Raw genomic sequence first — 13,919 nt, 5'->3', positions numbered from 1 at the left:
CAGCTTTGGGGTGTAATGAGCGCTATTGAAATTATATTAGAGAGTGAGCCGACAATTTTGTCGGCTTACTTTTTATAAGCAGGCTTCTGTGAGGTATAAATGAGTGGAAATGATCCGTTGGACAGTCCGTCTAATAGTCTTGATCGATACTTAAGTTTTACCCTGCCAGCCTTGGATGCGCGCGGGCGTATCGTTCGTTTGAACACGGTATTGGACGAGATACTATCTTATCATAGCTATCCCTTAGCCATTGCGCGTTTTTTGGCAGAAGCCTTAACTTTAACAGCGTTATTGGGTTCTTTGCTAGAAGGGGACGAGAGCCAATTAACCTTACAAATAAGAGCTGAAGGCGGAATTTTGGACTTGTTAGTCTGTGATTATCGCAATGGTGTTCTTAGAGGCTATCTTAATTTTGATCGGGATAAAGTCGAAAATTTAGAGATGAATGCTTCCTTGAAAGAGGTTGTCGGCGAAGGCTATCTGGCTATTATTTTTGATCAGGCGATAACAAAGGAACGCTATCAAGGTATTGTTGCTTTAACGGGCGACTCTTTAACAGCAGCAGTCGAAAATTATTTTGTTCAATCTGAACAAATTCCAACTTTGGCACGGGTTGCCATTCAACCCCCAAAAGCCGCACAGGGCTGGATTGCTGGGGGCATATTACTTCAACATTTACCCAAAAATGAGGTCGAGGGGGAACGGTTAACTCATACCGGACTTGATAACCCTGCATGGGATCATGTCAGTGCTTTGGGACAGACTATTAAACCAGAAGAATTGACAGAAAGCGCCTTAAGCTGTGAAGATATTATTTGGCGACTTTTCCATGAAGAAAAGCCTATAAGAATTACCGAGACCAAAGCCCTTTCTACAGCTTGCCGGTGTGGTGAAGCCCATTTCAAAGAAATTATTATGCGTTTCCCAGAAGAACAACGTTTAGAGATGGGCGATGAAAATGGCCTTATCCAAATCGACTGTGAATTTTGTGGCCGCCATTACACTTTCCCCGCCGTTGATAAATAGACAAAAGCTTTTTGTGGTGGCGGCTTTTTCCAGCCATAAAAATAATCTATAAAGCTTTAAATATGTCAGACGATCTTTTTGCCGCCGCCCCATCCTCTGTTTCTGATGAGTATAATGCTGCTTCGATTGAAGTTTTAGAAGGTTTAGAACCGATACGACGGCGCCCTGGTATGTATATCGGTGGCACGGATGAGAGGGCTTTTCATCATCTTGCCGCCGAAGTGCTTGATAATGCTATGGATGAAGCGGTGGCTGGCCATGCCACCCGTATTGAAGTTACCTTGGGTATTCATAATCGTCTGACTATTACCGATAATGGTCGAGGTATTCCGGTCGATCCCCATCCTCGCTTTCCTGATAAGTCTGCCTTAGAGGTGATTTTAACTACGCTTCATTCTGGCGGAAAATTTTCTAATAAGGCCTATGCTACTTCCGGCGGATTGCATGGGGTCGGTATTTCAGTTGTTAATGCCTTATCGTCGGAAACTATCGTAGAGGTAGCCCGAAACCGGCTGCTTTATCGTCAGACCTTCGTCCGAGGAAAGGCGCAAGGTTCCCTTGAAAAAATTGGTAATGCGCCTAATCGTCGGGGTACTTCAGTAACTTTTGTTCCTGACCATGAAATTTTCGGTAAATCCATTAGTTTCAAGCCAGCAAGATTATATCGCTTGGTTCGATCCAAGGCCTATTTATTTGCGGGTGTTGAAATTATCTGGCGCTGTGATCCTTCACTTGCCAGTGAAGAAATCCCTGAGAAAGCGGTTTTCCATTTTCCAGGTGGATTAGCTGATTGCTTAAAAGAAGAAATCGGGAAGCGTGAATGTGCTACCCGTGATTTTTTTGTGGGGCGTCAAACTTTTCCCGATAACGAAGGCTCTGTCGAATGGGCCGTCGCATGGCCTTTGTGGTCAGAGGGGTCCACCCTCTATTATTGTAATACCATTCCTACCCCCGATGGGGGAACGCATGAGCAAGGGTTACGTCTAGCCTTGGTTCGTGGATTACGGGCTTTTGGGGAATTAATCGGCCAGAAAAAAGCTAAGGATATTGCACCGGAAGATGTCATCCCTGGTGCAGAAATAATGTTATCTTTATTTATTCGGGAACCCCAATTTCAAAGTCAGACCAAAGATCGTTTAACTAATCCGCAGGTTACCGGATTGGTTGAAAAAGCCATTCGTGATTATTTCGATCATTTTTTAACGGATGATATGGAACGGGGACGGGCTTTAATCGGCTTTATTCTGGAACGGATGGATGAGCGTCTCAAGCGGCGTGCCGAACGTGATATTAAACGTAAGACGGTCACGGCTTCTCGTAAGTTACGCTTGCCGGGGAAATTGACTGATTGCACTCAAGACGCTGCTGAAAATACCGAAATATTTATCGTTGAAGGTGATTCTGCTGGAGGATCAGCAAAACAAGCCCGCGATCGAAAAATACAAGCTATTCTACCGATCAGAGGTAAAATTTTAAATGTAGCCTCGGCGACTCATGCTAAGATTTTAGCCAATCAGGAAATCGCAGATATTACGCAAGCCTTAGGTTGTGGGGTGCGCGATCGTTGCGACCCAGAGGCTTTACGCTATGAGCGTATTATTATTATGTCTGATGCCGATGTTGATGGGGCCCATATTGCAACCTTACTTATGACTTTTTTCTTTCGGGAAATGTCTGCCATTGTCCGAAGAGGCCATATCTATTTAGCACAACCACCGCTTTATCGTTTAAAATCAGGGGCAAAAACGGTCTATGCACAAGATGACGCGCATCGGGCAAAATTAGAGAAGACCCTTTTTAAAGGCCGCAAAGTTGAAGTTGCGCGTTTTAAGGGCTTAGGTGAAATGAATCCCCAGCAATTACGGGAAACTACCATGAATCCTGAAACGCGCAGTTTATTAAGAGTCGTTTTGCCTGAAGATTCTCAAGACAGATCTGTAGCCGATTTAGTTGAACGCCTGATGGGACGTCAACCAGAGCATCGTTTTTCTTTTATTCAGGAGAACGCGGCGCAGTTTGATGAATCGGCGATGGATATTTAGCCCAAAGGATTTTGGACATCATTACAAACCAAGCGGCATCTTTTGTAAGGGAATAAGCGAAGTTCCGCTATCATTGCTGATAGCGGAACCTTTGGACAATCTGCATCGTGGAACGGATCCACCATGCTTTTTTTGTAAGCTTATTAACTTTATAAAACAAGGAAAGAGCCACAACGTAACAATAAAAAATACTTTGATGTATACTTTAAAAATGAAAAAACGTCTTCAACCCAGCTAAAATGAATTGCACTGCGAGCGCAGCTAAAATTAGGCCTAAAATACGGGTTAACATAGCCTCTGTTCGGCGTCCAAGGACACGCATGATAGGGCCGGCCAGAATTAAGGAGATTAGCATAAGGCATTGAACAGCGCCTAAGGCTAAAAAGACGACCAGACCTTGTTCCCAATTTTCAGTTTTGGATACTAACAGCATAATCGTTGCAATGGCACCCGGACCAGCAATCATCGGGATTGCCATAGGAAATACTGAAATATCTTCGGCTTCTTCGGGTATGTTTTTTACTTCGCGAGCTCGGTCTTCACGTTTTTGGGTACGTTTTTCGAAAACCATTTCGATAGCGATAAGGAGTACCATGATACCCCCAGCAATCTGAAAGGAAGGTAGGCTAATACCTACCAAGCGAAGAAAAGCTTCTCCGCACAGGCCAAAAAAAATCAAAACACAAGAGGCTACCAAAACGGCTCTTATCGCCATGGCCCTTTGATCAGTGGAAGAGGCTGTTTTGGTAAGACTAGCAAAAATAGGCGCACAACCCGGCACATCAATAACAACAAAAAGTGTAATGAAGGTCGAGATAAATAAGGTTATCATAGATAAAAGCTCAAAAAGCTAAGTAGAAAAGAGGGCTGTCCATATCGTTATCACTCTGAAATTACAAAAGTAATTTTGTAATTTTTTTATTGGTATAAACAACGATATATCTCTTAATTTTAGAAATTAATTATCAATTTTTTGCAATAAAACGATATATTGTTTAAGGGTATGGTTTTGTATTTTAATTAAACATCACCATACATGAACCCATGAAAAGGCATCATATAAATATGGGTTATAAGATGGGGTATAACGAATCTGTTAACAATCAAAATTACCATGAGGACAACGGCCGGCGACAGATCAATAGCACCAAAGTCTGGTAATATTTTTCTAATAGGGCGATAAAGGGGTTCAGTAATTTGATCTAAAGTATAAAGTAACTTACGAATGAAATCATTATCTGAATTAATAACATTAAAGGCAATGAGCCATGAAGCTAGGGCTTGGATTAGAATAACCCACCATAAAATGTTAAGAATAAAATATACTATTTCTAATAATAATATCATGAATTGCTTTCCTATTAGTATAAGATTGAAAATTAAAAAAATTATTTTTCAGGATTAGATGCAAAATCAATACTTATGCTTCGTGCTGTTGGCGGAATGTTAAAGGTGGCACTATCAAATTGAGCCGCCTCATCTGGTTTTAAACTGGCAATCGGCGCAGGCGCGACCCAATTAAAAACAGATTGTCCACTATCATCGAGAAGATCGATACGAATATCAGGCACTTTTAAAGCTTTATGGTCATGATTAATGATCTGTCCAGAAATGGAGAGCAGTTCATTATTACTATTTGTGCGATGTCTTTCGTTCGTAACATGCTCAATCGTCAGCGTATTATTCGCTGATTTTACAGAGGATAAAGGCGCGGGAGCGTGTGTTCTGTGAGAAAAATAGAAAACAGCTGACGCTATTAAAAGAACAAAAAGAGCCGCAATCGTGCCAAGTAACCAGTTTTTCATCCATGGTTTTGACGGGTTGGCTGGCAATGAAGAACGATGGTTCTGAAAATTATAAGCTTGCGTATTTTCTTCATCTTCGTTTTCTGAAAAATTATAATCGGGCGTTGAAGAAGAAAGTTTATAGCTAAAAGAGGCGAAATTTTCTTCACCGCTATCCGGTTTTAAGGGATCTTCGGAGGAGAGTTTATGATCCGTCTCGTTATCAGATAAAGAAGGGGCTTTATCAGGCGAAGGCTTAGCGGAATGGGCTTCTACAGCAAATGGCACTTGTTGAGAGTCGGTCGCTTCATCCTCGACAGAAGAGACTATATCAGAATCATTGGTTTCTTTGGATGCCTTAGAAAAGGTGTGATCCGATTGAGAAAAGGAAGGAGTCTTTTTTTCTGAAACGATATTGGCCTGATCCTGATTTGGGGAAGAGACCGATTTTTTTTCAGAGTTTTTGACCGGAGCTATTTCTGTTTTGTCAGAAATCGCCGAATTGATGTCTTTATCCTCTGAAAGATTGCTTTTATCACTCTCTCCAGAGAGAGCATCAGAAATAGAAACAGGCGTGTTTTCTGCATTCTCATCAGGATATGCGATCCAGCTTTGGCCGCAATTGGCACAACGTACACGGCGGCCATTGGCAGTGATCATGCCATCTTGTACTTCGTAACGGGTATGGCAGGCTGGACAGGTTAAAATCATGGCTCTTCTGCGCTTATGTGAGGGCTATTTATGCCGCTTAATCCGATAAAGCACGCCTTGGCAACCGGAGCAAGTATAGGCAGTTCAAGAATTAGTTTTTCTTTATCCAAGACGCGACAAATAAAAGGTGCTTTTTTGATATAAAGGCATTTTTTAGTTTTGTCTTGTAGGATAGTTTGCTTTTTTTATCCGAAAAAAAGAGGGTCATTTGACAGCTGTTGTTCAATTTGATCATGTGAATTTTGCCTATCAGGCTGGATCTGAGATCCTCTCTGATCTCAATTTTAGCCTATTTTCAGGGCAATTTTACTTTGTTACCGGCTCATCAGGGGTAGGTAAGACTACTCTTTTAAAAATGATTTATCTGGCATTACATCCTTATCGGGGGATAATTCGATTATTTGGGGAAGATGTTGTCGCCTTACCCCATCGATATATCCCTGCGTTTAGGCAGCGTATGGGGATAGTTTTTCAAGATTTCCGTCTTATCCCTGATTTAAACGTCTTTGATAATATCGCTTTACCCCTTCGTCTGGATCAAAAAGGCAAAAATTTTATTACTACTTCCGTCAACAGACTTTTGTTGCAAATGGGATTGGAAAACAAATCAACAGCTTTCCCTGATAGTCTATCGCGAGGCGAACAACAGCGCGTCGCGATTGCCAGAGCCTTAATCCGACGACCTGAAATCTTAGTGGCTGATGAGCCTACAGGCAATATTGATACTAAAATTTCCAATTCTGTTTTGCATTTACTTTCAGCTCTCAATAAGCAGGGCATGACTGTCATCATGGCGACCCATAATCTTGATTTATTAACCCGCGTACCGAAGGCTATTCATTTCCATCTTGAAAATGGCCAGATAGTAGAATCTATGGCTTTATTAGATTATCGAAATGCTCTTTTATGAAGAGCCCTTGCTTCTTTCCTATCTATCCTCACAAAATATTGAATAAGGCTAGCTTACCAAGTGTATTATCTTGGCTTATAACCTTAATGATTACTTTATCCGCTTTGGCGTTGCTTTTTGTTTTGGCCATTCATCAACAGGTGGAACGGCTACACGATCAACTGTCTGAACGTGTCACGCTGCAAATTTTTGAAGCTGATCCTGTTGCGAGGGATAGTCAGGAACGGGCCGTTGAAAATATTTTACGCCAGATTCCTTCCATCAAGCAAATTCATCCGGTTCATCAGTCTGAATTGTCGCTTTTAGTAGAGCCATGGTTAGAACCTTCTTTAAAGAAGGATATTACTCTACCTGCTATGATAGATTTTACAGTCTCACCCAAGGTAGATCGTCTAAGGCTAGTCAACATAATTCATCAGATAGCCCCTTCGGCTATGATTGATGATTATGGCTCAAGCGGCGTAGCGTTATTGTCTTTTTTACGCATATTGATCTGCTTCACAGGGGGCGTAATCTTTTTGATAGAGAGTGCAACGCTCTTCATTATAGTCCTAGCGGTGCGTATTTTGGTTAAGAGCTGTCAGGATAAAATAGAGCTGTTATCTTTATTAGGCGCCGAACAAAGATATATTGCGCGTTTATTGTGTTACAAAATAGGGATAATCCTTTTAAAAGGGGCTAGTATTGGTTGTATACTTGCTATGACGATCTTTGGTTCATTCGGCTATTTATCGGCATATCTTAACAGCCCTGCTTTACATTATCCGTATATAAATTTTCTATCCGTGTTTATTCTCGCTTTCTTCGTTGTTGTTACCATTATAATAGACATAGTGGTAACGCATATAATCGTCTCTGGAATGATAGGAAAAGAATGAAACATTACGGATCTGCCTTTCGGTTTCAGTCATGATCAAATCTTTTCTGATTAGGATCAGCCGGTTTCTGATCAGTATTTTCATGCTGTGGTTAGGGGGATTTATGCTGTTTTTCTTCTTTCATGCGGCTCCGGCGACAAATCAGGTAACCGATGCGATTGTCGTTCTTACCGGTGGTGCTGGTCGAATTGATCGTGGTCTTGAAATGTTACAACACCGTCAGGCTAAACGGATGCTGGTATCTGGTGTTAATAGACAGGTAAAACCCGAAGATATAGCCTTACTTTACCACGTGCCGCTTCAACTTATTTTATGCTGTGTTGATCTTGGAACCCAAGCGGTCGATACCAGTTCGAATGCGGATGAAACTGTAAAATGGCTAAGGCTGCATCATTATCACTCTGTCAGATTGATAACGACGGATTGGCACATGGCACGTGCACGTTTTGAATTATCCTTGGTTGCAGGCCGCAATATTGTCGTAGTGGAAGATGCGATCCCTAGTCACTCAAGCTGGCGGATATGGATGATTGAGTATTGTAAATATCTTTGGCGACGTCTTGCTATCGCTATAGGCCTAAATTCGGTATTATATCCCTCTACATCGAATAATATCTGGCATTATTTTCATCAAAAATAATCCGCTTTTCTAACGATTGATGCCACCATACAGGCTAGGAAAATAGGTGACAATTTTATTCAGTGCTGGCTTTCATAGGAATAATATTTTAATTCGGCGCTGATTAAGGAGCATCCCCCTTAGCATAACCTCCTTTGTCTCATTTAAATTTACCGGAAAAATAGATGATAGCCAAATTGCGTGCGGCCTTATTTTTGATATTATTTTATTCTGCTACTGTTTTTATGATTTTTATGGCCTTTCCTTTATTATTAGGAAAGCAATCGGCTATGTGGCGTCAAGCCAATCGCTGGGCCAGACTTCATAGCTTTTTAGCGCGTTATATCATTGGTATCCGAAGCGAATGGCACGGCGTATTGCCAACAGAAAAACTAGCTAAAGATGCCGTTTATCTTATTGTGGCCAAGCATGAATCTATGTTCGAAACCCTGGAATTAGTCCGGTTTTTGGGCCACCCTGCAATTATTTTGAAACGAGAATTGGTTGATTTGCCATTATTTGGACGTTTGCTACAGGCACATGGGGCTATTCCCGTCGATCGGACAGGTTCTGCCGTTGCATTACGGAGAATGCTACGAGCGGCCGGAGATGCACAAAAACAGGGGCGTTCTTTGTTGCTTTTTCCAGAAGGCACGCGTGTAGCGCATGGCGAAATGCCGCCGTTACGTTCTGGATTTTTTGGGTTGTACAAGATGTTAAAATTACCTGTTATTCCTATTGCACTGGACAGCGGCTTATTATGGAAAACAGGCCTTAATAAGAAATCTGGTATTGTTCATTTTCAGGTTGGAGAAGTTATTCCCGCTGGTTTACCTAGAAAAGAGGCAGAAGCAAGGGTACATAAGGCCATTAATCAGCTAAATGATCCCTTTGAAAAGGAACAGAATTCTTAAGAAATCATCGCTTCAATATCTTTATTAAGCGCAATACGAGCTTTTTGGGATTTTCCCAAAATATTAAGAAGATAGTTACTATCTTCGTGAGCGATAGCATGACGCATTTTTTGAAGATCATCAATAAAGTGATCGAGGACAGGTAAGAGGGCAGGGGCATTTTCAAGCATAATATCTCGCCAAATGCGTGGTTCTGAAGCCGCTACGCGGGTAGCATCACGAAAGCTGCCCGCTGAATAACGCATTATCGGTGTTCTGCTTTGCATTTCATATTCCGAAGCCAGCGCTACCAGTTGATAGGCGATGACATGCGGCAAGTGACTAGTCACCGCCAAGACATGATCGTGATGTTGTGCCGTCATCAGATTAACGCGTCCCCCAATTTCCTCCCAATATTCGGCAATATGGGCAATGGCTTGGGCCGGTGTGTGCGTATCGGGGGTAAGAATAACAGGATGATTCTGAAATAGCTGTGCAAATCCCGCATCGGGGCCATTATTCTCTGTGCCTGCAAGCGGATGGCTGGGGACAATAATATGGTTAGGTAAGGCTTTTTGTAAAATTTCTGCAACGCTTGCTTTGACCGAACCCGTATCACAGATGATAACGTCCGGTTTTAGCGCGGGTGCTATAGCCCCGGCTACAACACCCATTGCTCTTACAGGCACGCATAACAGAACCATATCGGCATTATGGACTGCCTCCTGAATATCCTCGGTGACCTTATCACCTAGATTCAGAAGACGTGCCCGTTCACACACGGCTGTAGAATTATCGTACAGTGTAAGCGTAACGTTTGGACAATATTGACGTGTAGCCCGAGCCGCTGACGAACCGATAAGTCCAAGTCCAATAATCGCAATATGGTTAAAAACAGTCACTAGAGCGCCTGTCTGACTAAATCCGTTAAAATACGGGCAACATCACGCATATGCTTTTCACTACCAATGGTAATACGCAAGGCATGCGGTAAGCGTTGTCCAGGAAGCCAGCGGGCCGTATAGCCCTCTTCCATCAGGGCTTTATACGCATTTTCAGCCGTAAGACTACCTTCAAATAAGAGTAGGCTAAAATTAGCAGCAGAGGGAATAACCCGAATACCCGCATTGCTTAAAAGCGCCATTTGATCTTCAAACCAGCTACGCCATTTACGGTTATGTTTATAGCTGTCGTGAACAAATTTCTGATCCTCAAGCGCGGCCATGGCGGCTTTTTGACCGGCAATCGTTACATTAAAAGGGGCCCGAATACGATTTAAGGCATCAATAATGCTGGGTGCTGCATAACCCCACCCAATTCTCTCGGCGGCTAGACCATAAATTTTGGAAAATGTGCGTGTAACCAAAACGTTACGGACATTTTTCGCTAAGGCTAAAGCGCCATCATCACATTCAGGGTCAAGATATTCGGCATAGGCTTGGTCAACGACAAGTAAACAGTTACGGGGAAGACCATTATATAGCCTCTCTACTTCTGCCTGTGAAATCCATGTACCTGTAGGGTTATTCGGATTGGCAATAAAGACAACCCGTGTTCGAGGTGTAACCGCAGCCAATAAGGCATCTACGGAACAGCGATAATCATCATCAGGCGCTTCTACTGGCGTTGCTCCGACGCGTCTGGCTGCTAGGGGATAAACTGAAAAACTATAACGTGGATATAATACCTCGTCATCTTGTCCGGCATAAGCACCAGCCGCAAGATGTAAAATTTCGTCTGAACCCGTACCATGAATAATTCGGGCCGGATCTAATTTATAACATGCGCCAATCGCTTCGCGTAGTTCAGTCGCTTCGCTATCAGGATAGCGATAAAGAGAACTAACTGCATTGATATAAGCCTCTTGTGCTTTTTGGCTGGTTCCCAGAGGATTTTCATTGGATGACAGCTTAATCGCCGGACGACCATCTAATGTTTTTGATGATCCCGGTATATAAGGCGCGATACTGTCAATCCAGGATTTTGGACGAAGTTCAGGTGAAGTCATAATAGCTCTTTTAAAAAATCCGGATAAAAAAGGCGCGCTTAAAAGGCCATCCTCTGGCATCTTATTTTTATGAATATAATTTATCTATTATAATGAGAGAATTGAAAACGTTTTATAGCATTCTTGGCAAAATTTTTAGTGTTTTTTCGAAAATTATATCGATAAAAATATCTGTAAGTTAATTTTATACATCCTTCTTTTTTAAAGGGATAAAATTTAATAAAGATTAATTTTTTTATAAAAAATAAAATATAAATCATATTTATTTTAGTAAATATTTTTTATTTTCTTGTATTAAAGTAAATTAATTCAATGAATTTCAAGTTTCACAACAAAGTCTTTCCATTATTATTAATATTTAATTAATTAAACCAATTAATTTATTTTATAAATCGAAAATAGATTGTAGAAGTCTTATCTCAATTTTATAATTTTAGAAATAAATTTTATTATTACAAATTTAATAATAAATTAGACATAAATCAATATACTTTTATTAAATTAAAATATAATAATATCCTCTTAAATATAATTCAATTTTAGTTTTTACATACTAAAATAATGAACATTTATTCTAAAACACTTACATTCAATTATGACCTAAAATTAGTCACCTTAAAATAAAAAATATTTTTTATTTTTATTTTATAGTAAATTATTTAATTTTTTAATAAAATTTAAAATTATAAATTAATTTTGATAATTTCATTTCATTAAATTAAGTATAAAATAAATATTGTAATTTTTTTTATTAAAAAATAATCATTTAAATTTAAATTTTTATTTAAATTGTATTATTTAAAAATTTAAAATTTATTTTATATGAAAATATATTAAATTTTTTACTTAATTGATCTAGTTTCTAAGGATTTTTTAGAAAATACATTATTTCATTTTCTGTAATAAGAGGAATATTTTTTTAAGAAAAAAATGCTATTTTAATAAAATTAGAGCTTATTTTATTATTTTAAGGTATAATCTATTTCGATTACAGTAATAGAGTAAGGTGCCCTTGACGGAGAAGATTCGGCTTGCCATTGTCAATTAAGACAAAATCAGTCCTATTTTGATTCGATGTATTTCTATCAAAAGAAACTGAGACAATAATGACGTCGATGAAAAGACGTTTTTTGAAGGAACATTTAAGGGCCTATGCGTCTTTCTAATCTGACAGATTATGCCGTGATCATGCTGCGCGAAGTAGCCAATAATATGTCAGATGTGAAGTGTTTGACGACCCAAGTAATGGCAGAAAAAACGGGTATTCCCTTGCCAACGGTACAAAAATTGATGGGCCGCTTGGCGGCAACCCATCTCTTGGTTTCGTTAAGAGGTGTCGGCGGTGGTTTTACCCTGGCCCGACCTTCAGAGGAAATAAATCTTGCTGATATTGTGGAAGCCGTAGAAGGGCCAATCGCGATGACTGTTTGTATGGATGATAGCGTACCGTTTTGCAGGCTTGCGGCTGAATGTGAGATGCGTTCACATTGGCCAGCGGTGAATCAAGCCGTCAAAAATGCCCTTAAAAGTATAACACTTAAAAGTCTTGCGGGAGCAGCATAATGAGTGAAACCAAAAATGAAGCCGCCCTTGAGGCGCTGGCTCGCAATGATCGTTATGAATGGGGCTTCTCTTCCAATGTTGAGCAGGAATTCGCCCCTAAAGGGTTAAATGAAGATATTGTTCGTTTTATCTCGGCTAAAAAAGAAGAGCCGGAATGGATGCTTAACTGGCGATTAGAGGCTTATAAGCGCTGGCTTGAAATGGAAATGCCGGAATGGGCAAAATTAAAACTGCCTAAAATCGACTATCAAGATGCCTATTATTATGCCGCGCCGAAAGCAAAACCAACGGTTGAATCACTTGATGAAATCGATCCAGAAATTTTAAGTACCTATGAAAAATTAGGTATTCCAATTGAGGAACAAAAAGTTTTAGCCGGTGTGGTCGGTGCTCGCGAAGTAGCCGTCGATGCTGTTTTTGACTCTGTATCGGTGGCAACAACCTTTCGCTCAAAGCTACAGGAAGTCGGGGTTGTCTTCTTATCGATTTCAGAAGCTATTCGTACCTATCCAGAATTGATTAAACGTTATCTTGGGCGTGTCGTCCCCGTACGGGATAATTATTTTACGGCTTTGAATAGCGCCGTTTTTTCGGATGGTACCTTTGTCTATATTCCAGAAGGTGTCCGTTGCCCGATGGAGCTTTCTACCTATTTTCGGATCAATGCAGCTAATACCGGACAATTTGAACGCACTTTAATTGTCGCTGATAAGGGGGCTTATGTTTCTTATCTCGAAGGCTGCACCGCCCCCCAACGGGACGAAAATCAACTTCATGCCGCCGTTGTTGAAATTTTTGCCCATGAAGATGCTGAAGTGCGCTATTCTACCGTACAAAACTGGTATCCAGGTGATGAAAACGGCCGGGGCGGTATTTACAACTTTGTGACTAAGCGAGCCCTTTGTGATGGTGCGCGTTCTAAAGTAAGTTGGACGCAAGTTGAAACGGGTTCTGCCATTACATGGAAATATCCTTCCTGTATTTTGAAAGGGGAGGAGTCTGTGGGTGAATTTTATTCAGTCGCACTGACGAATAATTACCAACAGGCCGACACCGGTACCAAGATGATTCATATCGGGAAAAATAGTCGATCAACTATTATTTCGAAGGGTATCTCTGCCGGTCATTCTGACAATACTTATCGTGGCTTGGTAAAAGTAGGCAGTGCCGCCGAAAATGTCCGTAACTTTACCCGATGCGACTCTTTACTTATCGGCGAAAAATGCGGTGCCCATACTATCCCTTATATTGAGGTTAGAAACCCTACGGCTAAGATCGAGCATGAGGCTACAACTTCAAAAATTTCTGATGACGAACTTTTTTATGCCAGACAGCGAGGCTTGAATGAAGACGAGGCCGTAGCCTTGATTGTTAACGGCTTTGCCCGTGAAGTTTTACAAAAATTGCCGATGGAATTCGCAATCGAAGCCCAAAAATTACTGGGTATCAGCCTTGAAGGCGCGGTTGGCTGACAGGAGAAAATAA

General features: G+C 40.8%; 13 protein-coding genes. 8 read left to right on the top strand and 5 right to left on the bottom strand.

Annotated elements, in window-relative coordinates; genetic code table 11:
* The first annotated feature begins 99 nt into the window (after window positions 1–99).
* Window positions 100–1,026, top strand: a complete 927-nt coding sequence (gene hslO, locus ZYMOP_RS04095) for an Hsp33 family molecular chaperone HslO (protein ID WP_013934094.1) — start codon at window positions 100–102, stop codon at window positions 1,024–1,026.
* Between the two features lie 62 nt (window positions 1,027–1,088).
* Window positions 1,089–3,068, top strand: a complete 1,980-nt coding sequence (parE, locus tag ZYMOP_RS04090) for a DNA topoisomerase IV subunit B (protein WP_013934093.1) — start codon at window positions 1,089–1,091, stop codon at window positions 3,066–3,068.
* A 205-nt stretch (window positions 3,069–3,273) separates the two neighbouring features.
* On the opposite strand, the gene ZYMOP_RS04085 is transcribed toward parE, so the two are convergent.
* From ZYMOP_RS04085 to ZYMOP_RS09660, 3 genes are all read right to left on the bottom strand, one after another.
* Window positions 3,274–3,900, bottom strand: coding sequence for a MarC family protein (locus ZYMOP_RS04085; protein WP_013934092.1), 627 nt, complete (start codon window positions 3,898–3,900; stop codon window positions 3,274–3,276).
* Window positions 3,901–4,088: 188 nt separating this feature from the next.
* Window positions 4,089–4,415, bottom strand: coding sequence for a YggT family protein (locus tag ZYMOP_RS04080; protein WP_013934091.1), 327 nt, complete (start codon window positions 4,413–4,415; stop codon window positions 4,089–4,091).
* Window positions 4,416–4,456: 41 nt separating this feature from the next.
* The gene (locus ZYMOP_RS09660; protein WP_013934090.1) at window positions 4,457–5,563 is read right to left on the bottom strand and encodes a zinc-ribbon domain-containing protein; all 1,107 of its coding nucleotides are present in this window, start codon (window positions 5,561–5,563) and stop codon (window positions 4,457–4,459) included.
* 208 nt (window positions 5,564–5,771) lie between these two features.
* Between ZYMOP_RS09660 and ftsE the strand changes: the two genes are divergently transcribed.
* The 4 genes from ftsE (at window position 5,772) to ZYMOP_RS04055 (ending at window position 8,884) form a co-directional block, all read left to right on the top strand.
* Window positions 5,772–6,473 carry a cell division ATP-binding protein FtsE gene (gene ftsE, locus ZYMOP_RS04070; protein WP_013934089.1) on the top strand — a complete coding sequence of 234 codons (702 nt, stop codon included), beginning with the start codon at window positions 5,772–5,774 and terminating at the stop codon, window positions 6,471–6,473.
* An 86-nt stretch (window positions 6,474–6,559) separates the two neighbouring features.
* Window positions 6,560–7,351, top strand: coding sequence for a cell division protein FtsX (locus tag ZYMOP_RS04065; protein ID WP_158498495.1), 792 nt, complete (start codon window positions 6,560–6,562; stop codon window positions 7,349–7,351).
* A gap of 31 nt (window positions 7,352–7,382) precedes the next feature.
* Window positions 7,383–7,991 carry a YdcF family protein gene (locus tag ZYMOP_RS04060; RefSeq protein WP_013934087.1) on the top strand — a complete coding sequence of 203 codons (609 nt, stop codon included), beginning with the start codon at window positions 7,383–7,385 and terminating at the stop codon, window positions 7,989–7,991.
* A 164-nt stretch (window positions 7,992–8,155) separates the two neighbouring features.
* Window positions 8,156–8,884, top strand: coding sequence for a lysophospholipid acyltransferase family protein (locus ZYMOP_RS04055; RefSeq protein WP_013934086.1), 729 nt, complete (start codon window positions 8,156–8,158; stop codon window positions 8,882–8,884).
* Here ZYMOP_RS04055 and tyrC read toward each other — a convergent pair.
* Window positions 8,881–9,765: a cyclohexadienyl dehydrogenase gene (gene tyrC, locus ZYMOP_RS04050; protein ID WP_013934085.1), complete on the bottom strand. Its 885-nt coding sequence runs from the start codon at window positions 9,763–9,765 to the stop codon at window positions 8,881–8,883. The two genes, ZYMOP_RS04055 and tyrC, sit on opposite strands and share 4 nt — an antisense overlap.
* Window positions 9,765–10,871, bottom strand: a complete 1,107-nt coding sequence (gene hisC, locus ZYMOP_RS04045; RefSeq protein ID WP_013934084.1) for a histidinol-phosphate transaminase — start codon at window positions 10,869–10,871, stop codon at window positions 9,765–9,767. Before hisC ends, tyrC begins: the two co-directional genes overlap by 1 nt.
* Before the next feature lie 1,152 nt (window positions 10,872–12,023).
* On the opposite strand from hisC, the gene ZYMOP_RS04035 reads away from it, so the two are divergent.
* Both ZYMOP_RS04035 and sufB read left to right on the top strand, forming a co-directional pair.
* On the top strand, window positions 12,024–12,434 hold the full coding sequence (locus ZYMOP_RS04035) for an SUF system Fe-S cluster assembly regulator (RefSeq protein WP_013934083.1): 411 nt from the start codon (window positions 12,024–12,026) through the stop codon (window positions 12,432–12,434).
* Window positions 12,434–13,906 carry a Fe-S cluster assembly protein SufB gene (gene sufB / locus ZYMOP_RS04030; RefSeq protein ID WP_013934082.1) on the top strand — a complete coding sequence of 491 codons (1,473 nt, stop codon included), beginning with the start codon at window positions 12,434–12,436 and terminating at the stop codon, window positions 13,904–13,906. Before ZYMOP_RS04035 ends, sufB begins: the two co-directional genes overlap by 1 nt.
* The last annotated feature ends 13 nt before the right edge of the window (window positions 13,907–13,919 follow it).

It is taken from the genome of Zymomonas mobilis subsp. pomaceae ATCC 29192, from assembly GCF_000218875.1.
GTDB lineage: Bacteria > Pseudomonadota > Alphaproteobacteria > Sphingomonadales > Sphingomonadaceae > Zymomonas > Zymomonas pomaceae.
This window is presented reverse-complemented; position numbering and strand designations above follow the sequence as displayed.